Consider the following 22,295-nt stretch of genomic DNA (forward strand, 5'->3'; position numbering starts at 1 on the left):
GCCCAGCGCCGCGGCGAGGGCGATCGCGCAATGCCGTGCCGCCGTCATGGCTGGTCCCCTGTTCGTCGGTCGCGCCGCCTCAGCCGGCATGGGCGATGCCGCGCTCCAGCCCGCGCAGCTCCGCCAGCCCGCGCATCCGCCCGAGCAGCGAATAGCCGGGGTTGGTGCGCTTGCCGAGGTCGTCGAGCATCTGGTGGCCGTGGTCGGGGCGCATCGGGATCGACCGGCCCTCGCGCCGTTGCAGCCGATGGATCGCGGCGACCACCGAGGGCATCATGGCATCGCCTTCGAGATGCGGCGCCTCGTGGAACGCGCCGTCCGGCTCGCGTTGCACGGAGCGCAGGTGGAGGAAGCCGATCCGGTCGCCCAGCCGCTCCACCATCCCGGGCAGGTCGTTGTCGGCGCGCACGCCGAACGATCCGGTGCACATGCAGAGCCCGTTGGACGGATTTGGTACGCGCGCGAACAACCCCGCGACGTCCGCCTCCGTGCTGACGACGCGGGGCAGGCCAAAGATGGGGAAGGGCGGATCGTCCGGATGGACGACGAGCCGCAACCCGAGCTCGTCCGCCAGCGGGCAGACCGCTTCGAGGAAGGCGACATGATTCGCGCGCAGCCCGACGGAGTCGAGCCCCTCATAGGAGGCGACCGCAACATGAAAGGCCTTGACGGTAAAGCTCTCCTCGCTTCCCGGCAGGCCGGCGATGATCGTGCGCTCCAGCAGTCGGCGCGCGTCGGCGTCCATGCGGGCGAAGCGGCAGGCCGCGGCGGCGCGCGTGGCCTCGTCATAGTCGCGCTCCGCTCCCGGCCGTCGCAAGAGGTGAAGGTCGAACGCCGCCACCGCCTCCAGCTCGAAGCGGAGCGCCAGCGCGCCGTCGGGCATCGGCCAGGCAAGATCGGTCCGTGTCCAGTCCAGGAGCGGCATGAAATTGTAGGTGACGACGCGGATGCCGCCGCCGGCGAGGTTGCGTAGGCTCTCGCGATACGTCTCGATCAGCTGGTCCCAGGCCGGACCGCGCGTCTTGATCGCCTCATGAACCGGCAAGCTCTCGACGACCGTCCAGTCGAGGCCGGCGGCGCGCACCATCTCGCGTCGGGTGGCGATCGCCTCGCGCGACCAGACCTTGCCGTTGGGCACCTCGTGCAGCGCGGTCACGACCTCGCTCGCGCCTGCCTGACGGATACCGTTCAGTGTCACGGGATCGGCGGGACCGAACCAGCGCATCGTCTGGGTCATCATCATCGCGCGGTCCCGACCTCCGCGAGGGTTGGCATACAGCGTGCTGCATGCACCATGTCGGTAGACGGCGGGCGGACCCCGGCGTCGTGTCCGCGTGCCCGGACAACGAGCGGGAAGCGACCCGCCGCGAGGGTGGTCCCCGGCAGGCGGCGATCGGCGAGCGCGCCGCCCTTCACTGGATCGGCCTGACGCGGCTGGACCATTTCTTCGTCGACGACACCGATCGCCCAGCCGCCGAGGCTCGCCACTTCCGTGCGTCGGCGGCCGACCGGGTCCGTGCATCGGGTGCCGCCCGCGCCGGAGCGGCGGCGGACAGCATCGGAAGCGATCCAGCGACGAGCCTCAGCCAGCCGGTTCGTCCGTTCATCGATCGCCTTCTCCGCACTGCCCGCCCGTCAGTAGTTCAATGCCAGCCGAAGTCCCGCATAGCGGCGGAAATCGCGCGGCAGCAGCGCCTGCGTCGCAATCTGGTTGCCGAAATTGCCGGCGGTGTTGACGAGCGACGCATAGTATTGCTGGTCGAACACGTTGTTGACGAACGCCACCACTTCCCAGCGGCGATCACCGTCGCGCACGCCCAGGCCCAGGTTGACGATGTGGAACGCCGGCTGGAAGGTCTGCGGATCGTCGACCGCATAGTTGACGCTGCTCTGGTACTGCCAGTTCACCTGCGCCACGCCGCGCAGGGTGTCGGCCAGGCGTGGCGACCAGTCGCCGCTGACGTTGAACTTCCACTCGGGCGCCTGGGATACGCGCATGCCGGTCAGGTTCTGCCGCGCCGGCGTGCCGGTGCAACCCTGAGCGGCGGTCTGCAACGCATAGCATTGCGCGATGGGGAAGCTTGTATACTTCGCATCCAGGTACGTCACCGCGCCGCTGACGTTCAGATCCTGACCGAGCCGAGCCGAGCTCTCGACCTCCACGCCCCGCGTCCTGAGGCCGCCGACATTGGTCAGGCGATAGTTGGACGTACCGTCGGCAAGCGTCTCGATGGTCTGCGCCTGGAGGTTCGAATAGTCGGTGTTGAACAGGGTCACGTTCAGCGTCAGGTGACGATCGAAGAACTGTGTACGAGCGCCGACCTCCCAGTCGCGCGACCGCTCGGGCCGGATCGGCCCCGCAGCGGCGCGGTTGGCGTTGAAGCCGGTGGTCAGGTCGTAGGTCTGCCCTTTGTAGCCGGTGGCGCGGGTGACGAACAGCGACAGGTCGGGCGTGAACTCGTAGCGGACGCTCGCCTTGTAGGTGCCGGCCGTATCTTGCGCGCGACCCGAGAAGAAGGCGTTGTTCGCGGCACGGTCGAGATAGGTATAGGCCACTTCCTCGTTCTGGACGCGTCCGCCGCCGGTCAGGGTCAGTCTGGGGACGATTTCCCAATCCAGCTGGGCAAAGCCCGCGACCTGGCGCTGCTTGGCGGTGGCGAACCAGTTGGCGATCGAGAATACCGGGCCGCGGACGAACGGCCGGTTGAAACTCACGTCCGCGAAATAGGTGCCGACCGTGTATCGAAAGGGCTTGGACGTCGACGACTGCAGACGGACCTCGTTGGTGATCTGCTCGGAGTTGAAGGCGCCGATCTGGTTGTTGTTGCCATAGGTGCCGGGCGCGGACGTGTCGTCCTGGTCGAGATAGTCGTCGAGGTGGAAGCGGTCGTATGAGGTGACGGCGATCAGGTTGGTGTCGTCGAACACGCCGAGTTCGATCCGCAGATAGCCGCCGCCGCCGCTGTATTTCGTGCGTGAGTCGAGATTGTTGCTGACTCGCTGGTTCTCCGGGCCGATCGTGACGCCCGGAAAGACGACGGCCGGGGTGAGCCCGGCCTGACCGCGCAGCAGCGCGGTCGGCGAGACAGCGGTGAAGGGGCGGCCGACGGTGGTGTTGCCGTTGACGTAATTGGCCGACAGCGTGATCGACGAATTGTCGGTCGGCGTCCAGCGAAGCTTGCCGCGCACGTTCACCGACTCGCGGCCGTTCACTTCCTTGCCGTCGTAGACGTTGCGGATGTTGCCATCCCAATAGTTGTACGCGGCCGACACGACATAGCCGACCTGGGGCGAGATCGGCCCGGAGATGCTGACGTTGCCGCCGTGCTCGTCGTCCGTCGTCACCACCGCATTGGCACGCACGCGCAACGTGTCCGTCGGCGCGCGGGTGATGATGTTGATGAGGCCAGCCGACGCCGACTTGCCGTACAGCGTCGACTGCGGCCCGCGCAGCACTTCGATCCGCTCGACGTCGGGCAGGTCGGTGAAGGCGCGCGCGGTGAGCGCGACGGGAACGTCGTCCACCAGCACCGCGACGCTCGATTCGACGCCGATCCCGAACGCCAGCGTGCCGACCCCGCGCAAGGTGATGTTGGAGTTCTGCGGCTGCTCGGCCGGACGAACGACCAGCGAGGGAGCGATCTTGCCGATGTCGGTGAAGTTGCGCACGCCCGCGGCAGCGAGCTGGGCCGGCGAGACCACCGATACCGCGAGCGGCACGCGCTGGATGTTCTCCGCCCGCTTGTTGGCGGTGACGATGATGTCGCCGCTCGTGCTCGCGCTGTCGACGGTGGACGTCGGCCCGCCGGGCGCACCTTGCGCCGGATCGGTCAGCTGGCCGGGAGGGATGCTCGATGCCGGATCGGCGCTGGCGGAGGATCTGGTCGGCTGCGTCGTGTCCGGGGCAGCGGTCTGGGCCAGCGCAGGCGCCGCCATCAGCGACACGGCCACTGCCGTCGCGGCGACGGATGTACGAAGTGCCTGCATCGGTATTCCCTCCTGAAGCGATACCGATCGACTGCCGGCCTGAGTTCCGGCTTACCAACTGGTCATACCAATATCAAGAGACAACCGCGTCCTGATCCAAGCTGTCGGATCACTTCCGGGAAGCGATTGCGGAACGCTGCCTTTGATCGTAGCTTTCCACCACCTACCGCGCCGGGCCTCCCTTTGATCAGACCATCTCGTCCTCCGTCGTTCACGCTCCAGTCCGGCGGTCGCAAGCTGTACCAGCAGGCTGCCGCGACGATCGCGGCGGCGATCCAGCGGGGCGATTACCGCCCCGGCCAACGCATACCGTCGGAACGCGAGCTGGCCGAGGAGCACAAGGTGAGCCGCCCGACGATCCGCGAGGCGCTGATCGCGCTCGAGGTGACGGGCCTCGTCCGGTCGCGGCACGGCTCGGGCATCTATGTGGTCGACAATCCGCCGGCGGACACGTCGCCGACCGGCCTCGATATCGGCGCGTTCGAGCTGACGGAGGCGCGCCGGCTGTTCGAGGGCGAGACGGCCGCGCTGGCGGCGTTGTCAATCACTGACGACGAGCTTGCGCGGCTGGAGACGCTGATCGGCGACATGGAGCGCGAGAACCAGCAGAACGTCGTCGGCGAGCACGCCGACCGCGAGTTTCATCTGGTCCTGGCACGCGCGACCGCCAATTCAGCGATCGTCGGCGTTGTGGAGTCGTTGTGGGACGCGCGCTACAGCTCGCCGCTGTGCGCGCACATGCTGGAGCGCGCACGCCGCGCGGGCGTCCAGCCGCGGACCGAGGAGCATCTGGTGATCCTCGCCGCACTGCGCGAGCGCGATCCGGCGGCCGCGCGATCGGCGATGCGCGACCATCTCGCCCGCGTGATCGACGGGCTGCTCGAGGCGACGGAGACCGACACGATCGAGCGCGCGCGGGCGGAGGTGGAGGTCAAGCGGAGCGAACTCGCACGGCGGGTCGCGGTCTGATCCGGGGCCGCCCGCTCAGCCTTCGAGCATCAACGCGACACCCGCGCGTCTGTCCCGCGTCACCGGCTCGCCGGCCCCGTCATTCACGCTCAGCGTCCGTCCGTCACCGGGCGGGAGCAAGATGACGATCCGGCGATCGGAAAGCCGGCCCGGACCCTCGCGCACGACCGAGACATTCACCCGTTCGGCATCCGCCCGACCGGACAGACGCCAGCGATCGACCGGGCTGTCGCCGTCGCCTCCATCTTCAATGGCCTTCCATGCGACCGGGCCGTCGGCGGGCGGAAACAGCCACACGCCGCGCTCATGGGGTGCCGGCCGCCATCCGCCGCACGCGAGGTCGACCAGCATCCCCGATCCTGCGCGCGCGAGCAGCGGCGGCGGCCCATCGAGCGGCGCGGCGAGCACGACCGTTTCGCCGCCGCCGACGCGACGCCCCGTCCACACGTCGACCCAGTCGGCGCCGATGGGCGGAGTGACGGTGCGCGTGGTCACGCCTTCCTCAACGACTAGCGGGACGAGCAGGTCGGGGCCGAGCAGATGGTCGTCGCTCTCGCGCCATGCGGCCGGATCGCCGGGATAGTCGAGCCAGGTCGGCCGCACCATAGGCTCGTAATCGGCGTGGTAGCGATGGAGCAGATCGTAGAGGAACGGGATCAGCGTCTGGCGCAACGCCATCAGCCGCCGGATCGCAGGAACCGTCTCCGGGTACATCCACGGCTCGTTGACGGTGCGGTCGTCGTTCCAGCTGTGGATGGAGAAGCGCGGCATCAGCACGCCCGCTTGTACCCATCGCACCAGCAGTTCGGGCGAGGGCGCCGGACCCGAGAAGCCGCCGATGTCGTGTCCGCCGTTCGACACGCCCGACAGCGCGAGGCCGATCGACTGGCGCGCGTTGTAGCGGATCGTCTTCCAGTCGGTGCGGTTGTCGCCCGACCAGGTCTGGGCATAGCGGTGTAGCCCCGCCATGCCCGATCGCGTGACGACGTACGGCCGCCGGTCCGGCCGAGCCGCCACCTGCGCCTGGCGCGAGGCGCGGGTCATCAGCATCGGGAGGACCGGACGCATCGCGGCGGCGGGGCAGGGGTCGCCGAAGCCGTCGAAGCGCGCGCGCGCGTCCCACAGCTCGTATTCGTTGTTGTCGTTCCACGTCGCCTCGATGCCCTGGTCCAGCAGCGCGGACCCGACCTGCCCGCGCCACCAGCGCGCCGCCGCGGGCTTCGTGAAATCGATGTAGCTGCCGATCTCGTCCCAGAACTGGGCCTCGACCGGCAGGCCTGCGGCGTCGGCGACGAAGAACCCGGCGGCGGCAACCTCGTCGTACGCCGGGTGGCTGCGCAGCAGCGCGGGCTTGATGTTGGGGACGAGACGGACGCCCGCCTCGGCATAGGAGGCGACGAAGCCGGTCGGATCGGGGAACTTGTCGCGGTTCCAGTGGAACACGTATCGCTTGTCGCCGATCGACGTGTAACCCGACGACAGGTGGAACGACGTGCAGCCGAGGTCGTGCTCCGCGCACTTGTCGAGGAAACCCTGCATCTGCTCCGCCGCATCGGGCGCGTCGGTATAGGTCATCGTCGAGCCGGAATAGCCGAGCGTCCAGCGCGGCATCAGCGCGGGCCGGCCGGTAAGCCAGGTGAAGCGGCGCGTGACCGCGGCCGGATCGGGACCGGCGATCATCCACAGGTCGACATCGCCAGCGTCGGCGACGACGTGGCGATACAGGCCGTGGTAGTTGTCGAGCTCGCGCCCCAGATCGATCGTCACGTCGGCGGTGCTGTCATAGAACGCACCATGGCAGCGCCCCGTCTCATCCGCGACGAGGAGGTAGGGGATCGACTTGTAAAGCGGGTCGCTGTGCTCTGCATCGAAGCCCATCGGGTCGACGTTGGTCAGGCGGAAGCGGCGGCCGGCGCGGTCGGTATCGCCAGTGCGGTCGCCGAGCCCGTAGAAACGCTCGCCAGGCGAGCGCGCGCAATAATGGTGCGCACGGCCGTCCCACCACCCGAAGTCATAGGCCTGGGTCGGGCGATCGGCGGCGATCGGCACCCAGTCATCGCCGTCGCGCTGCTCCCAGGTGCAGTGGAGGCCGACGAGCCGCACGGTCAGCCGAAGCCGTCCCGTCTCGATCGTCACCGCGTCCGCGGCCTCGTCGCAGCGGAAGTCGGGACAGGTGAAGTCGGCGACGTCCATCCGGTCGCGCCCCGGCTCGGCGATGTCGTCGGCGCCAGGCGCGATCGCCCAGCTCGGCGGGCTGGTCACGCTGCCGGTGGCGAGCAGCAGCAAGCGGACGATGTCGTCCTCCATCACGAACACGTGCGCTATCGCGCCCGTGTCGGCGGCCAGCGTCACGCGGCCGTGCGCCCGTCCGGACAGGGCGAAGCGGGGCGGCTTCGACAGAGTGGCGCGTCTCATCGGCTGGACTCCAGGACGGGGATGGGGGCGGTCGGCAGCGTCAGCCTGCCGATGAAGACGACCAGCACCGCCGCACCGATCAGGTCGAACACGCCCAGCAGCCCGAACAGCGGCGCATAGCCGAAGCGGTCGGCAAGCTGGCCGATCAGCAACGAGAACAGAAGGCCGCCGATCCAGCCTGCCTGGCCGATGAAACCGTTGGCGGTGCCTACCTCGCCCGGCTCGAACACATCGGCGGACAGCGTGTTGATGAGGCCGGAGATCATCTGATGCGCGAAGCCGCCGACGCAGAACAACCCGATCGCGGTGTACGGACTGGCGGCGAAACCGATGCACCCCGGCGCGATCATGAGGACGGCACCCAGCACGATGCCCGCAACGCGCGACGGCACGAGCGCCCAGCCGCGCCGCATCAGCCAAGGCGAAAGATACCCGCCCAGGATGCCACCCATATCCGCCCCCAGGAAGGGCAGCCAGGCGAACAGCGCGATCTGCTTCAGGTCCATGCCCCGCTCGGTCGCGAGATAGAGCGGGATCCAGAAGCTGAACGTCTGCCATGCGGGCTCGGCGAGGAAGCGCGGCACCGCGATGACCCAGAAACGCGACGTGCCCAGTATGTCGCGCGGCCGGGTGCGGCGCGGCGCATGCGCCGGCCGGTCCGCGGCGATCATCGCTCGTTCCTCGTTCGTGATCGCCGGATGCGTCTCAGGCGTGCGATAGAAGGCGTACCAGGCAGCGGCCCAGACCAGCCCGACTGCGCCGGTGACGACGAACGCCCAGCGCCAGTCGAGCCAGATAGTGACCGCGGCGACGACCGGCGGCGCGATCAGCGCGCCGAGCGACGTGCCCGCGTTGAACCAGCCGACCGCGACCGATCGCTCGCGCGCCGGAAACCACTCGGCCACAGCCTTGATCCCCGACGGGATGGCGGCGGCCTCGGCCAGGCCCAGCAGCCCGCGAAAGAGCGCGAGACCGAGCCAGCCTGCGGCGAGCGCGTGGAGCATGTTCGCCAGCGACCAGGCGAGCCCGAACATCGCAAAGCCAGCGCGCAGCCCGAAGCGGTCGACCAGCGCGCCCGCGACCGGCTGCATCACCGTATAGGCAAGCTGGAACGCGCCGACGACATAGCTGTATTGTTTGGTGTCGATGTGCAGCGCGAGTTTCAGCTCGGGGGCAAGCACGCCCAGCGAGTTGCGCGCGAGATAGTTGGCGACCGTGCCGGCGCAGATCAGCGCGACGATCCACCAGCGCAGGTTCCGTAGCCGCACGCCCGTCCTCTCCCCGCGCCGTGTGCGGCGTCCGTCCGAGGGGTAGCTGACCGGCTCCGGTCTGTCCAGATTGGTCAGGCCACTTACCGGCCGGTCTCCACCACTTGCGTACCCGCACGGGCACAGGCGCTGCACAATCGCTCGTCCTCCAGCACGTCGGTGACGAAATGGCCGATCGAGGCCATGTCGCCGATGCGCACCGGGGCGGGGCGGCCGACCTTGCCACGATCGGCGGCTAGAATGACGGCGCGGGACTGGGCGATGATCGCCTGCGACACGCGAACCTCGTCCACGTCGAAATCGAGCAGCACGCCTTCCTCGTCGATCGCGGAGGCGCCGATCAGCGCATAGTCGGTCTTGAACCCACGGATGAAGTCCATCGCGAGCGCGCCCACCACCGCGCGGTCGCTCGGCCGCACGCGACCGCCCGCCGCGATCACCTCGATCGTCGGCCGGTCGGCCAGTATGTCGACGACGTTGAGGTTGTTGGTCACCACCAGCAGGTCGCGATGATCGACCAGCGCGCGCGCCGCCGCCTCGGTGGTGGTGCCGATGTTGACGAAGAGGCTCGCGCCGTTCGGGATCAGCGCCGCGGCGGCGCGCCCGATCGCGGCCTTGGCATCGCTCGCCACCCGCCGTCGCGCCTCGCGGTCGAGGTTGGCGACGCCCGACGTCACCACCGCGCCGCCATGGACGCGCGACAGCAGCGACCGGCCGGCAAGCAGATTCAGGTCGCGCCGGATCGTCTGCGGAGTGACGGCGAGTTCGGCGGCGAGCGAGTCGACCGCGACGCTGCCGGTGCGGCCGGCGATCGCGAGGATGCGGGCGTGGCGCCGTGCGACCGCATCCGGACTCTCGGTCACGGTCAGGCAGCGACCGGGGTGGCGGAGACCTCCGCCAGATAGCTTTCCAGCCGCTCGGCGGTACCTGCCGGCACATGGAGGCCAAGCTTGCTGCGGCGGTAGAGGATGTCCTCTGCGGTGCGCGCCCACTCGCGGTCCCGCAACCAGTCGACCTCCGCGACCGTCAGCCCGCCGCCTAGGTCCTCGCCAAGGTCGCCCGACGTCCGCGCCGTACCGAGCAACACCCGCACGTCGGTGCCATAGGCGCGGGCGAGCCGGCGGAGCAGCACGGGGGGCAGGCCGGGCCGCTCCGTCACCAACGCGCGCACGAACGCGTCGAAGTCGTCCATGTCCCCGCCGGGCAGCGTCGCGCCCGCGGTCCACGCCGACCCCGCCTTGGGAAAGAAGCGCGCCAGCTCGCGCATCGCGTGCTCCGCGAGCTTGCGATAGGTGGTGATCTTGCCGCCGAACACGCTCAGCATCGGCGCACCGGCCGCGTCCGCCGGACCCGTGTCGACGTCCAGCACATAGTCGCGCGTCACCGCCGAGGCGCTGCCGGCCTGGTCGTCATAGAGCGGCCGGATGCCCGCATAGCTCCACGCGATGTCGGCCTCGCCGATCCGGCGATCGAAATAGCGGTTTGCAGTGTCGAGCAGATATCGAGTTTCGCCATCGCTGATGTGCGCCTTGCCCGGCGGCCCCGTCCAGGGCTCGTCGGTGGTGCCGAGCAGCGTGAAGCGACCTTCATAGGGAACGGTGAAGACGATCCGCCGGTCGGGGTTCTGCAACATGAACGCGTGGTTGCCCTCGTACAGGCGTGGGACGACGAGGTGACTTCCCTTCACCAATCGCACGCCGCGCTTCGTCTGCGATCCGCCCGCGCCCGCCAGCACCTCCGCCACCCACGGGCCGGCGGCGTTGACCAGCGCGCGCGCGCGGACCCGTCGCTCGCCCGCTGCGTCGGCGATCATTGTGGTCCAGGCGCCGTCTTCGCGTCGCGCGCCGAGCAGGCGGGTGCGCGTGCGGATCTCGGCGCCGCGGACGGCCGCGTCGCGCGCGTTGAGGACGACCAGCCGGCTGTCCTCCACCCAGCAGTCAGAATAGACGAACGCCTTGCCCTTGCGGTCAGCAAGTCCTGCCCCGAACGCCGAGGTCCCAAGCGCCACCGTCTGCGTGCCGGGCAACCGCTCGCGCCCGCCGAGATGATCGTAGAGGAACAGGCCAAGCCGCACCATCCACGCCGGCCGCGGCGACTGGGTTTGCGGCAGGACGAAGCGCAGCGGCCAGATGATGTGTGGCGCCATGCTCCAAAGCCGCTCGCGCTCGATCAGCGCCTCGCGCACCAGCCGGAACTCGCCATATTCGAGGTAGCGCAGCCCACCATGGATCAGCTTGGTCGACGCCGAGGAGGTGTGCGATGCGAGGTCGTCCTGCTCGACGAGCATCACCGACAGCCCGCGCCCCACCGCGTCGCGCGCGATGCCCGCGCCATTGATGCCTCCGCCGACGATCAGCAGGTCGACCGGATCTTCCGTTGGATGTGCCATGTTCGATCCTTAACATCGCGCACGCAAAAGCGAAAGCGTTGACGCGCGAACGAAAACTCGTGAATATCGAACGAACAGGAGAGCGAACGTGACCGGCATCCACATCCTGGCGATCGACCAGGGCACGACCTCCACGCGCAGCATCGTGTTTGATCGCTCCGCCCGCCGGATCGCGGTGGCGCAGGCCGAGCTCGAACAACATTATCCCGCCCCCGGCTGGGTGGAGCACGAGCCCGAGGACATCTGGCGCGACGTGCTGGCGACCGCGCGCGCCGCGATCGGACGGAGCGGGGTGGGTGCCGCCGGGATCGGTGCGATCGGCATCACAAACCAGCGCGAGACGACGCTGGTATGGGACCGCGCGACCGGCGTGCCCCTCCACCGCGCGATCGTGTGGCAGGACCGGCGCACCGCGGACCGGTGCGAGGCGCTGCGCGCGGCGGGGGCGGAGGACGAGGTACGCGCGGCGACGGGGCTGCTGCTCGACCCTTATTTCTCCGCCACCAAGATCGGCTGGATCCTCGACCATGTCGACGGCGCACGGCCGCGGGCGGAGGCGGGCGCGCTCGCGTTCGGCACGATCGACAGTTTCCTGTTGTGGCGGCTGACGGGCGGGGCGGTGCATGCGACCGATGTCACCAACGCGTCGCGCACGCTGCTCTGGAACATCCGCGAGAACCGGTGGGACGAGCGGCTGTGCGCGTTGATGGGCGTGCCGATGGCGATGTTGCCTGCGGTACACGACAATGCGCATCACTTCGGCACCACGCCCCCCGCGATGTTCGGCGCGGCCATCCCCATCGCCGGCATCGCCGGGGACCAGCAGGCGGCGCTGATCGGTCAGGCCTGCTTTCGGCCGGGGTCGGCCAAGTCGACCTATGGGACCGGTTGCTTCGTTCTGCTGAATACGGGTGCCGAGGCGGTCGTATCCGCTCATCGGCTGCTGACGACGCCCGCCTACCGGCTGGAGGGCGAGACGAGCTATGCGCTGGAGGGTTCGATCTTCGTCGCCGGCGCGGCGGTGAAGTGGCTGCGCGACGGCATCGGCGTCATCACTCACGCGCGCGAGACCGACGATCTGGCGACGCGCGTGCCCGACAGCCACGGCGTCTACATGGTGCCCGCGTTCGTGGGCCTGGGCGCGCCGCACTGGAACCCGGACGTGCGCGCCGCGATCTTCGGGCTGACGCTCGGTACGACGCAGGCGCATCTGGCGCGTGCGGCGCTGGAGGCGGTGGGCTATCAGACACTGGACCTCGTCGAGGCGATGCAGGCCGATGGCGGGACGCCGTTCGCGACGCTGCGCGTCGATGGCGGGATGGCGGCGAACGACTGGCTGTGCGGCTTCCTCGCCGACCTGCTGGGCGTGCCGGTCGAGCGCCCGCACGAGCTGGAGACCACCGCGCGCGGTGCGGCGTTCCTTGCAGGGCTCGCGATCGGGCTGTGGTCGGGCCTCGACGAACTGGAGGCGCTATGGTCGCGCGAGCGGTGCTTCACCCCGGCGTTGGCGCCGCCGCACCGCGCAAACCTCGTCGCCGGTTGGCGCGACGCGCTGCGGCGGACGCTGAGCTAGGACGGTCCGATCAGGCCGGTCTGCGACCGTTCATGCTGAGCTTGTCGAGGCACTCGGATTTCGCCTTTCGGCAAACTCAGGGCGAACGGACGCGATGATTGCAAACCGCTTCAGCCCGCTGTCAGCGCAGCATAGGGAGCCTCCGCATTGATCGCCGGAATTGCGCCGCGGTTCATCACCACCCAGCCTGCAAGCCGATGTCCGGCCAGCGCCGCGCCTGCGGGTGACCGCCCGGCGAGGCGCGCGTGCAGATAGCCTGCGTTGAACGCATCGCCTGCGCCGCTGGTGTCGCGCGGCATCAGCCGGACCGGGGGAGCCACGTCCACGCCGTCGACGATGCAGCCGTCCGGTCCGCGCTTCACCACCACCTCGCCTACGCCAGCCGCACGCCACAGGGTCAAGACATCGACAGGACCGCCCGGTCCGGCCAGCGCGGCCTCGTCCTCGATCGTCGGCAGGCCGATGTCGGTCACCCGTAACGCCGCCGCATGCGCGGCGCGGGCATCGGCCAGGTCCGGCCACAGTGCGGATCGATAATTGGTGTCGAATGCGACCCGGCCGCCACCCGCGCGAACGCGGGTCGCAAGATCGAACAGCGCCGCGCGTCCGTCCGCCGGCAGCACGGCAAGCGAGATCATCGAGAAGATCAGCAGGTCAGCCCTCGCCGCCACCTCCAGAGCGAACCCGATCCCCGACAGCGCGAACAGCCGACGCGCCGCGCTGTCGCTCCGCCAGTAGGTGAAATGCCGTTCGCCGTCGGGATCGTTGGTGATCGCATAAAGGCCGGGCCGCCGGTCGGGGTCGGTCAGCACCAGCGCCGTGTCGACGCCCTCCGCGGCCCAGGCGCGGCGCAGGTCATCGCTGAACGGGTCGGTACCCAGCGCCGTCAGATAGGCGACATCGTCGCCAAGCCGGGCGAGGTGGACCGCGGTATTGAGCGTGTCGCCTCCAAAGCCGAGTTGCCAGCCGGTCGCACCGCCGCCACCCGCAAGCTCGACCATGCCTTCGCCGACCACCACGATCCTCGCCATTGGCCCGTCGATCCCCGCCCGATGTGTCTTACCAATTCCGGCACTCTGGTAAAGCAACTCGGCGCGGCCTACCATTGGCAACACGCAGAGGAACACCGCATGACCCTGATCGCGAGCGCGACGTGACCCGCCCGCTGCTGCTCCACCCCGATCGCCTGCTGCCCAGCGACCCCGTCCAGCGGCCGATCGCACGCGCGCTGTACGCGACGGTCGCGGACCTGCCGATCGTGAGCCCGCACGGCCACACCGACGCGCGCTGGTTCGCGACCGATGCGCCGTGGCGCGATGCCACCGGGCTGTTGCTGGCCCCCGATCATTATCTGTTCCGGATGCTGTACAGCCAGGGCATGTCGCTCGACGCGCTCGGCGTCCCCTCGCGTTCAGGCCCGTCCGCCGTCGACCCGCGCGAAGCATGGCGGACGTTCGCGAGCCATTACCATCTGTTCCGCGGCACTCCGTCCAGGCTGTGGCTCGACCATGTCTTCGCAACCGTGCTCGGGATGGACGTGCAGCTGGAGGCGGCGACCGCCGACCTGTATTTCGACCGCATCGGCGCGCAGCTCGCCACCCCTGCCTTCCGCCCACGCGCGCTGTTCGACCGGTTCGGGATCGAGCTGCTGGCGACCACCGACGGGGCGGAAGCCGATCTGGCCGCGCATCACGCGATCCGCGCATCGGGCTGGCCCGGGCGCGTCGTCACCACCTATCGTCCCGACAGCGTCATCGACGTCGAGCACGAAGGCTTTGGCCCCGCGATGACCCGCTTCGCCGAACTGACCGGTGAGGACGTTTGGACCTGGTCCGGCTATCTCGCCGCGCACCGCCGCCGCCGCGCCGACTTCCGCGCGGCGGGTGCGACCGCGACCGACCACGGCCACCCGTCGGCGCGCACCGCCAACCTGTCGCCCGCCGCCGCAGAGGCGCTGTTCGCCCGCGTGACGCGCGACGGCTGGACCGCGGCGGACGCCGACCTGTTCCGCGCACAGATGCTGACCGAGATGGCGCGGATGAGCGTCGAGGACGGCATGGTGATGCAGCTCCACCCCGGTTCGTTCCGCAACCACAATGCGACGCTGTTCGCCAGCCACGGACGCGACCGTGGCGCCGACCTGCCGGTCCGGGTCGACTATGTGGCGGCACTCAAGCCATTGCTCGACGTCGTCGGTAACGAGCCCGCATTCATGCTGATCCTCTTCACGCTCGACGAATCGACCTATGCGCGCGAGCTCGCGCCGCTGGCGGGCCACTACCCGTGCCTGCGGCTCGGACCCGCCTGGTGGTTCCACGATTCGCCCGAAGGGATACGCCGCTATCGCGAGATGACGACCGAGACCGCTGGCTTCTACAACACCGTCGGCTTCAACGACGACACGCGCGCGTTCCTGTCGATCCCCGCCCGCCACGACGTCGCCCGCCGGGTCGACTGCGGTTTCCTCGCGCGGCTCGTCGCGGAACATCGACTGGAGGACTGGGAAGCGGCAGAGCTCGCGCAGGACCTGGCGGTCGGCCTCGCCCGCCGGGCATACCGGCTGTGAGCCTGCGCCTTTCCGACGCGACGGCGAGCCGTCTGCCCGACGCCGTCGCGCGGTCCGGTTACGATCGCGCGACACAGCGCATCGGCATCGTCCATCTGGGCGTCGGCGCGTTCCATCGCGCGCATCAGGCCGTCTATACCGACGATGCGATGGCGGGCGGCGACCGCGACTGGGCGATCGCCGGCGTCTCGCTCCGCTCGCCCACCGCCCGGGACGCACTCGCGCCGCAGGACGGGCTGTTCACCGTCACGCACCGCGGCGCGACAGGCGAGGGCACGGCTCTCGTCGGCGCGGTGCGCGACCTGGTGGTCGCGCCCGAGGCGCCGGACCGGGTCGCGACGCTGCTCGCGTCGCCCGGCGTGCACGTCGTCACGCTCACCGTGACGGAGAAGGCCTATTACCGCCAGCCCGACGGGTCGCTGGACGTCGCCGCGGTCGCGGCGACGGGCGGCACGATCTACCATCATCTCGCGGAAGGCCTCGCGCGCCGCCGGGATGCCTGCCTGCCGGGGCTGACGCTGCTGAGCTGCGACAATCTCGCCGGCAACGGCGCGGTGCTGGCCGCGGGCCTTGCGACCTGGCTCGACCGCATCGATCCGACGTTAAGGCGTTGGTCCGAGGCGGAGTGCGCCTGTCCGTCATCGATGGTGGACCGGATCGTTCCCGCCGTGTCGGCCGTGGGTCTCAACGAGGTGGAGCGCGCGATCGGCCTGCGCGACGAGGGCGCGGTCGTGACCGAGCCGTTCCGCCAGTGGGTGATCGAGGACCGCTTCGCCGGTCCGCGCCCGCGCTGGGAGCTGGGCGGAGCGCAGCTCGTCGCCGACGTCGCGCCGTTCGAGGCGGCGAAGCTCCGGATGCTCAACGGCGCGCATTCGGCACTCGCCTACCTCGGGCTGCTCGCCGGACACGCATTCGTTCACGAAGCGGTCGCCGATCCTGGCATCGCCGCGGTAATCGAGCAGCTGATGCGAGTCGAAGCGGCCGCAAGCCTGGATCCCGCGCCGGGACAGGACCTGTCCGCCTATGCCGACGCGCTGCTCGCCCGGTTCCGCAACCCGGCGCTCCCGCATCGTTTAGCGCAGATCGCGACGGACGGCTCGCAGAAGATCCCGCAGCGTTGGCTCGAAACGCTCACCGTCAACGCCGCGCGCGGGCGGCGTTGTCCCGCGATACTGCGCGCGCTTGCGGCATGGACCATCCATGTCCGCGGCGACGGCGCGCCCGTGAACGATCCAATGGCCGAACGCCTTTCGGCGGCATGGTCGACCGCCGGCCGAGCGGGGATCGCCGCGGCCCTGTTCGGCGACAGCGGCCTCGTCGCCAGCCGCTGGCGACCCGACCGGGAGGACAAAGCGGCAATCACCGCCGATCTGACGGCGCTAGGACATAGTAGCATGGTGAAGACCCCTGAGCGGCAGTTCTGATCCAACGCTGGCTTTTAGAGGTTGGTGTGGAAGGCGAGGTACTTCGGGACGATCGATGGGGTCTGCTGCGGGAGTTCGTGCCGGGCGGTCGCAAGGGGAACCGCCGTCCGCGCAACGACGGACGGCGGTTTGTCGGTGGCGCGATCTGCCCGGAGTGGTTCTGGCCGTATCAGACGGCGAAGCGGCGCTACTATCGCCGGGTCGCCGACCACCCCGGATCTTGAGTGGCCGGCGATCGATGCGACCGTCATCCGCGCGCACCAGCACCGCTACGACCGCATCGCCTGAAAGCAGCGATGGGGCATCGAGGGTTTCTTTGCCCGTATCAGGCAGTGGCTGAACAGTCAGACCGTCGCCACAGCCTAGAACCGTGCGACGACGGTCTTCAGCTGGGTGTTGGCCTCGATCGACTCCGGGCCGAGTTCGCGGCCGATGCCCGACATCTTGTAGCCGCCATAGGGCACCATCACGTCGAGCTCGAAGATCGTGTTGATCCACACGGTGCCGACCTCCAGCGCGCGGGCGACGGTGTGGGCGCGCGACACGTCCTTCGTCCACACCGCGGCGGCGAGGCCGAACTCGGTGTCGTTGGCGCGGAACACGGCGTCATGCTCGTCCTTGAACGGGATCAGCGCGGCGACCGGCCCGAAGATCTCCTCGCGGACGATGCGCATCTGGTCGGTCACGTCCTCGAACACCGTCGGTTCGACGAAATAGCCCGATCCATCGTGCGCCTGCCCGCCGGTGCGCAGCGTCGCGCCCTCTTCCTGGCCGACCCTGATATAGTCGTTCACCCGGTCGAGCTGCTTCCTCGAGATGATCGGGCCGACATCGGTGGTCGGGTCGAGCGGGTCGCCGACCCTCATGCCCTTGGCGGCCGCGGCGATGGCGCCGGCGACCTCGCCGTACACGTCCTCGTGGACGAACACGCGGGTGCCCGCCACGCAGATCTGGCCCGCGCCGGCGGCGAAGCCCATCACCGCCGCCGGGATCGCCTTCGCCAGGTCGGCGTCCGGGAAGATGATGTTGGGCGACTTGCCGCCCAGCTCCAGCGTCACCTTCTTGAGATTGCCGGTGGACGCGGCGAGGATGCCCTTGCCGACGCCGGTCGAGCCGGTGAAGTTGATCTTGTTGACCCCCGGATGCTTCGCCAGCGCGTCGCCTGCACCCGTGCCGAGACCCGGCACGACGTTGAGCACGCCCGGCGGCAGGTCGGCCTCCTCGATCAGCTCGGCCAGGCGCAACGGCAGCAGCGGCGCCTGCTCGGCGGGCTTGAGCACGACGGTGTTGCCGCAGGCGAGCGCCGGCGCGACCTTCCAGGCGAAGGCGAAGGCCGGGCTGTTCCACGGGATGATCGCGCCGACGACACCCAGCGGCTCGCGCAGCGTGTAGGTCAGCGCCGACCCGTCGGACGGATAGGTGCCGCCCATGATCCGGGTCGCGGCGCCGGCGAAATAGCGGAACACGTCGGGCATCGTCGCCACCAGCCCGCGCGACTGGGCCAGCACCATGCCGATGTCGATCGCCTGGATGACGGCCAGCTCGTCGGCATTGCGCTCGATGATGTCGGCGACCGTCAGCAGGTAGCGCGACCGCTGGTGCGGGCTGATCCGCGCCCAGGACGGATCGCGGAACGCCTTGCGCGCCGCCGCGACGGCGGCGTCGATGTCGGCGGCGTCGCCGGTCGCCACCGAGACCATCGCCTCGGCGGTCGAGGGATCGAACACCTCGAAGGTCTCGCCGGACCGGGCGGGCATCCACCTGCCGTCGATGAATAGCTGCTTGGGTCCGGCCTTCACATAGGCCAGCGCCGCCCGATTGATCGTCGGCGCATTAGCGGTCGCCGTCTCCTGATCGTCTCTGCTCATTGATCGTCTCCCGAACTGTCCCGATCGAGATAGGGCAGGGCAAGGAGCTGATTAGCCCTGGAAACGTGCATGCGCCTGTGACAGGACGTCAGCAATCGCGGGAGAGCATCCATGCCGCAGATCGATCTGTCCGGCCTTGCCGCCTTTGCCGAGGTGGCGCGGTTGAAGAGCTTCACCCGCGCCGCTGCGCAGCTGCACGTCTCTCCCTCCGCGCTCAGCCATGCGATCCGGCGTCTGGAGGAGAAGCTCGGCGTCAAGCTGGTCAGCCGCACGACGCGCAGCGTCGCCGCGACCGAGGCGGGTTGCCGTCTGCTCGACAGCCTCGACCCGGCGCTGGCGAACATCGCGGCGGGGATCGAGCAGCTCGGCGCCTATCGCGAGCGCCCCGCCGGCCGCGTCCGCATCAGCGCGCCGCGCATCCCCGCCACCACACTGATCGCGCCCAAGCTGGCGGCGTTGCGGCGCGACTATCCCGACATACTGGTGGAACTGTCGGTCGAGGGCGGGCTGACCGACATCGTTGCGGCCGGCTTCGACGCGGGCGTGCGGACCGGGGAGCTGATCGCCCGGGACATGATCTCGATGCGGATCGGGCCGGACGAGCGCATGGCCGTGGTCGCCGCGCCGGCCTACCTTGCCGATCATCCCGCGCCGGCGTCGCCAGACGCGCTGTCGACGCATCGCTGCATCGGCTACCGCTACATCACCTCGGGCGACATCCACCGCTGGCCGTTCGAGCGCGATGGACGCGCGGTGAGCGTCGCGATCGACCCGGTGTTCCTGACCAACGACGCCGAACTGATGATCGACGCCGCCGTCGACGGCCTGGGCCTGAGCTATGCGATCAGGAGCCAGGTCGAGGATCATCTGGCGTCGGGCCGGCTGGTCGCGGTGCTGGAGGACTGGTGCCCCATGCGGGCGGGAACCTTCCTCTATTATCCCAGCCGGCGACAGACGACCGCCGCGTTCGCCGCCGTCGTCGACGCATTGAGCTATCGACCCTGACCGCACCCGCACCCGCACCCGCCACGACCCGTACCAGGCCGCCCGATCGATCGGGCTCGGAGCCACGCCCGACATCACGGCACGTCGACGGACACGACCGACCCCTTGGCCGACATCGCGCCGAGCGGACCCGTGTCGGCAACCCCTATGGCGAAGCGGTGGTCGTCGCCATCCAGTCGACGACGGCCGCTAGTGCCGCGGCATCCGTCGCGCCGCCGTCGCGAGCCTCCGCATAGGTCGCAAGCTGGCGGTCGGCGCTCGTTCCCTCCATGACGATCTCGCGTGTCCTCGCGACCTCGGCCGCGCAGCCGAGCGCCTCGGCATCCTCCTCGATCATGGCCAGCAGCACGTCTAGATGATCGGCGAACGAGGCGACCTCGCCCTTGTCGTCGAGGAAGCTCGCGTTGACGCCTCGCCGCTGCGCGCGCCAGATGTTCTCGGAGGCGATGGCCCGCACGACGGCGGTGGGCTTCGGGCCGGCATCGGCGTCGCGGTGAAGGCGACGGACCAGGCAACGGTACAGAGCCGCGATCGCGATAGTGTCATCGAGACGGGTACAGCTGTCGGCGACGCGAAGCTCTAGCGTCGGGAAACGCGTGGAAGGTCGCAGCATCCACCAGAGGAAGCTTGCGTCGGCGATCGCGCCCGATCGCACCATCGCGGCGACGAGCCGGTCATAGTCCTCGGGATCCGTGAAGAGGTCCGGCAGGCCGGTCCGCGGCATCTCTCCCCAGACGGATAGACGATAGGCGTTCAGGCCCGTGTTCCGTCCTTCCCAGAAGGGCGAGGAAGCCGACAGCGCGAGGAAGGTCGGGATATAGGACAGCAACCGGTTCATCAGTTCGACCCGGCGCCCGGGGTCCGGCACCTCCACATGGACGTGCATGCCGGACACCACGTCTCGTCGCGCCAGCATCTGCATGTCCTCGGCGATGGCGTCGTACCGTTCCTTCTTAGTGCGCTTCTGCCTCTGCCACCTGGCTGTCGGATGGCTCCCGCCGCCGAGCACGAGAAGGCCGTGCTCGCGGCCGATGTCGGCCAACGCCGTTCGCAGGCCGGACAGGCAGGCTCGCGCATCCTCGAAGCCGGTGCAGGGCGGAGTCATGATCTCGACCTGCGATACCAGCAGCTCGCGTTCGACCTCCGGCAAGCGTTTGTGGACGGCATCGTGGAAGGGCTCGACGCGCCTGGGCGTCTTCCGCGTTCGGGCGTCGGCCAGGAACAGCTCTTCCTCGATGCCGAATCGGAAGGTGGGCGCTATGGTCATGCCGTGGCTGTCCGGGTCGACAACGGCTCACTGGAGCGGCTTTGCGACTTCGAGACCATCAGACCGGTGTCGAACGCACAAGGCAAGGAGGGCGAAACGAACGGATGGAAGCGATATCGATCGCGGATGCTCGCGAAGCGACGCTGGCGCTCCTGAACCGCCGCGCGTCGGAAGCCACGATCTGTCCGAGCGAGGTGGCGCGCGCATTGGCTCCAATGGCATGGCGCGACATGATGCCAATGGTCCACGCCGCGGTCGACGAACTCGTGCACGCAGGACTGGCGCGGCTGAGCTGGAAGGGGAGGGCGGTCCCGAGTCGGACGGGACCGTACCGGATCCGTCGTGGCGACGGCATCCGGCTGCCTGCGTGACGACGAACCCGGCTGCTGCGAACGGTCGCGCCCGACCGGCTGATCTTCCTGTCGGGAGCGATCAGGCCTTTTTCGCCTTTCCGCCCTTCTTGCCGAGTTCGGCCTGCGCGGCGGACGACTTGCGCGGGTTCTCCTTGCCGTCCTTGGCTGCCTTGGCGTTCGCCTTCTGCGCGGTGGCGCTGCCGTGGCCCTTCTTCTCGGTCATGGATTCATCCCTTGTCGTCACGTCCAAGCCCGAACGATGTCGCAGGAGCGTGGTTGCAGGTCCGTGAGCATGTCGGCCGGAAACGGGCGCAGGCGACGGCGCGGTGCCTCGTCTCGTACACGCATGATCGCGCAGGAGCGGCCTCTTCGGCGGCAGCGGCGGTGCGACAGCCGTCCCTGTATCAATCGTCCTCGTCGATCTCGCGATCGATGGTTTCCATGAAGTCGCGCGCCGCATCCCGGTCGTCCCCGTCGCTGAAGGCGACGTCCAGGTCGGGCGCCGCACCCAGCATGTACGCAAGGCACCAGAGCGCAAAACGACGGCCGCCGTCACGCTCCAGCCCGAACTGAAGCCGCAGACGTTCGATCCCCATGGCAAGCTGCTCGGGAGCGAGGCTGGCGATATCGTCGGTGCCGAAGAAGCGGACGAGGAGCTGATCGAAATCCATGGCCATCATCGCATGCCGGTAATGGCATGACCCTCACAGGAGCAAACGGCTGAAATGGTGACCCCTACGAGAATCGAACTCGTGCTTTCGCCGTGAGAGGGCGACGTCCTAACCGCTAGACGAAGGGGCCGTCGATGGCAGAGCGCGCGTCTACCGGTGGGTGGCGCGGGCGTCAAGCCATCGACCCGACGATCGATGCCGCCGGTCAGGCCGCGGCCTTCCTGCGCTCCGCCATCTCGTCGTTCAGCATCTCGGCCAGCAGGAAGGCAAGCTCAAGGCTCTGTCCGGCGTTGAGGCGCGGGTCGCAATGCGTATGGTAGCGATCCGCCAGGCTCAGCTCGGTCACGTCGACCGCGCCCCCGGTGCACTCCGTCACGTTCTGGCCGGTCATCTCCGCGTGAATGCCGCCGGCATGCGTGCCCTCGGCACGATGGACGGCGAAGAAGCCGCGCACTTCCGCCAAGATGCGGTCGAACGGCCGCGTCTTGTAGCCGGTCGACGCCTTGACGACGTTGCCGTGCATCGGATCGCAGCTCCACA

At 69.2% G+C, this 22,295-nt stretch carries 18 protein-coding genes, 1 tRNA gene and 1 pseudogene; 7 read left to right on the forward strand and 13 right to left on the reverse strand.

Annotated features, from left to right (window positions below):
- Positions 1 to 79: 79 nt before the first annotated feature.
- Positions 80 to 1,237 carry a mannonate dehydratase gene (gene uxuA / locus HUV01_RS01875; protein WP_254606305.1) on the reverse strand — a complete coding sequence of 386 codons (1,158 nt, stop codon included), beginning with the start codon at positions 1,235 to 1,237 and terminating at the stop codon, positions 80 to 82.
- A gap of 398 nt (positions 1,238 to 1,635) precedes the next feature.
- Positions 1,636 to 3,987 carry a TonB-dependent receptor gene (locus HUV01_RS01880; protein WP_174296630.1) on the reverse strand — a complete coding sequence of 784 codons (2,352 nt, stop codon included), beginning with the start codon at positions 3,985 to 3,987 and terminating at the stop codon, positions 1,636 to 1,638.
- A 183-nt stretch (positions 3,988 to 4,170) separates the two neighbouring features.
- Between HUV01_RS01880 and HUV01_RS01885 the strand changes: the two genes are divergently transcribed.
- Positions 4,171 to 4,956: a FadR/GntR family transcriptional regulator gene (locus HUV01_RS01885; RefSeq protein WP_254606306.1), complete on the forward strand. Its 786-nt coding sequence runs from the start codon at positions 4,171 to 4,173 to the stop codon at positions 4,954 to 4,956.
- A gap of 15 nt (positions 4,957 to 4,971) precedes the next feature.
- Here HUV01_RS01885 and HUV01_RS01890 read toward each other — a convergent pair whose 3' ends face one another.
- The 4 genes from HUV01_RS01890 to glpD form a co-directional block, all read right to left on the reverse strand.
- Positions 4,972 to 7,371 carry a glycoside hydrolase family 31 protein gene (locus tag HUV01_RS01890; RefSeq protein ID WP_174296631.1) on the reverse strand — a complete coding sequence of 800 codons (2,400 nt, stop codon included), beginning with the start codon at positions 7,369 to 7,371 and terminating at the stop codon, positions 4,972 to 4,974.
- Positions 7,368 to 8,639, reverse strand: coding sequence for an MFS transporter (locus HUV01_RS01895; protein WP_174296632.1), 1,272 nt, complete (start codon positions 8,637 to 8,639; stop codon positions 7,368 to 7,370). Before HUV01_RS01895 ends, HUV01_RS01890 begins: the two co-directional genes overlap by 4 nt.
- A gap of 83 nt (positions 8,640 to 8,722) precedes the next feature.
- Positions 8,723 to 9,502 carry a DeoR/GlpR family DNA-binding transcription regulator gene (locus tag HUV01_RS01900; RefSeq protein ID WP_174296633.1) on the reverse strand — a complete coding sequence of 260 codons (780 nt, stop codon included), beginning with the start codon at positions 9,500 to 9,502 and terminating at the stop codon, positions 8,723 to 8,725.
- Positions 9,503 to 9,504: 2 nt separating this feature from the next.
- Complete coding sequence (gene glpD, locus HUV01_RS01905) at positions 9,505 to 11,028, reverse strand: glycerol-3-phosphate dehydrogenase (protein ID WP_174296634.1); 1,524 nt, start codon at positions 11,026 to 11,028, stop codon at positions 9,505 to 9,507.
- Positions 11,029 to 11,116: 88 nt separating this feature from the next.
- Between glpD and glpK the strand changes: the two genes are divergently transcribed.
- On the forward strand, positions 11,117 to 12,601 hold the full coding sequence (gene glpK, locus HUV01_RS01910; RefSeq protein WP_174296635.1) for a glycerol kinase GlpK: 1,485 nt from the start codon (positions 11,117 to 11,119) through the stop codon (positions 12,599 to 12,601).
- A 110-nt stretch (positions 12,602 to 12,711) separates the two neighbouring features.
- Here glpK and HUV01_RS01915 read toward each other — a convergent pair whose 3' ends face one another.
- A complete protein-coding gene (locus HUV01_RS01915) occupies positions 12,712 to 13,632 on the reverse strand; it encodes a sugar kinase (protein ID WP_174296636.1) in 921 nt (306 codons plus the stop codon).
- Between the two features lie 122 nt (positions 13,633 to 13,754).
- Between HUV01_RS01915 and uxaC the strand changes: the two genes are divergently transcribed.
- The 3 genes and pseudogenes from uxaC to HUV01_RS15030 all read left to right on the forward strand — a co-directional run.
- Positions 13,755 to 15,167 carry a glucuronate isomerase gene (gene uxaC / locus HUV01_RS01920; protein ID WP_174296637.1) on the forward strand — a complete coding sequence of 471 codons (1,413 nt, stop codon included), beginning with the start codon at positions 13,755 to 13,757 and terminating at the stop codon, positions 15,165 to 15,167.
- Entirely contained in the window at positions 15,164 to 16,591 is a 1,428-nt protein-coding gene (locus HUV01_RS01925) for a mannitol dehydrogenase family protein (protein ID WP_368039980.1), read from the forward strand. The genes uxaC and HUV01_RS01925 overlap by 4 nt, the downstream gene beginning before the upstream one ends.
- A 26-nt stretch (positions 16,592 to 16,617) precedes the next feature.
- Positions 16,618 to 16,852 (forward strand): annotated as a pseudogene (locus tag HUV01_RS15030) (IS5/IS1182 family transposase); the annotation flags it as partial.
- Positions 16,853 to 16,953: 101 nt separating this feature from the next.
- Here the strand turns inward: HUV01_RS15030 and HUV01_RS01930 are convergent.
- Positions 16,954 to 18,459 carry an aldehyde dehydrogenase family protein gene (locus tag HUV01_RS01930; protein WP_174296638.1) on the reverse strand — a complete coding sequence of 502 codons (1,506 nt, stop codon included), beginning with the start codon at positions 18,457 to 18,459 and terminating at the stop codon, positions 16,954 to 16,956.
- A gap of 111 nt (positions 18,460 to 18,570) precedes the next feature.
- Between HUV01_RS01930 and HUV01_RS01935 the strand changes: the two genes are divergently transcribed.
- Positions 18,571 to 19,464: a LysR family transcriptional regulator gene (locus HUV01_RS01935; protein WP_174296639.1), complete on the forward strand. Its 894-nt coding sequence runs from the start codon at positions 18,571 to 18,573 to the stop codon at positions 19,462 to 19,464.
- A gap of 145 nt (positions 19,465 to 19,609) precedes the next feature.
- Here the strand turns inward: HUV01_RS01935 and HUV01_RS01940 are convergent, their stop codons facing one another.
- Positions 19,610 to 20,731, reverse strand: a complete 1,122-nt coding sequence (locus tag HUV01_RS01940) for a carboxylate-amine ligase (protein WP_174296640.1) — start codon at positions 20,729 to 20,731, stop codon at positions 19,610 to 19,612.
- 104 nt (positions 20,732 to 20,835) lie between these two features.
- Here HUV01_RS01940 and HUV01_RS01945 point away from each other — a divergent pair, with 104 nt between their 5' ends.
- Complete coding sequence (locus HUV01_RS01945; RefSeq protein WP_174296641.1) at positions 20,836 to 21,102, forward strand: DUF3253 domain-containing protein; 267 nt, start codon at positions 20,836 to 20,838, stop codon at positions 21,100 to 21,102.
- A 61-nt stretch (positions 21,103 to 21,163) separates the two neighbouring features.
- Here the strand turns inward: HUV01_RS01945 and HUV01_RS01950 are convergent, their stop codons facing one another.
- The 4 genes from HUV01_RS01950 to HUV01_RS01965 form a co-directional block, all read right to left on the reverse strand.
- On the reverse strand, positions 21,164 to 21,307 hold the full coding sequence (locus tag HUV01_RS01950; RefSeq protein ID WP_174296642.1) for a hypothetical protein: 144 nt from the start codon (positions 21,305 to 21,307) through the stop codon (positions 21,164 to 21,166).
- Positions 21,308 to 21,488: 181 nt separating this feature from the next.
- Positions 21,489 to 21,755 (reverse strand): hypothetical protein, encoded by a 267-nt coding sequence (locus HUV01_RS01955; RefSeq protein ID WP_174296643.1) that lies wholly within the window; start codon positions 21,753 to 21,755, stop codon positions 21,489 to 21,491.
- A 55-nt stretch (positions 21,756 to 21,810) separates the two neighbouring features.
- Positions 21,811 to 21,885, reverse strand: a tRNA-Glu gene (locus tag HUV01_RS01960).
- Between the two features lie 75 nt (positions 21,886 to 21,960).
- The coding region (locus HUV01_RS01965; RefSeq protein ID WP_174296644.1) for a 3-deoxy-7-phosphoheptulonate synthase at positions 21,961 to 22,295 on the reverse strand (335 nt) is incomplete at its 5' end.

It is taken from the genome of Sphingomonas bacterium (assembly GCF_903643035.1).
Lineage (GTDB): Bacteria > Pseudomonadota > Alphaproteobacteria > Sphingomonadales > Sphingomonadaceae > Sphingomonas.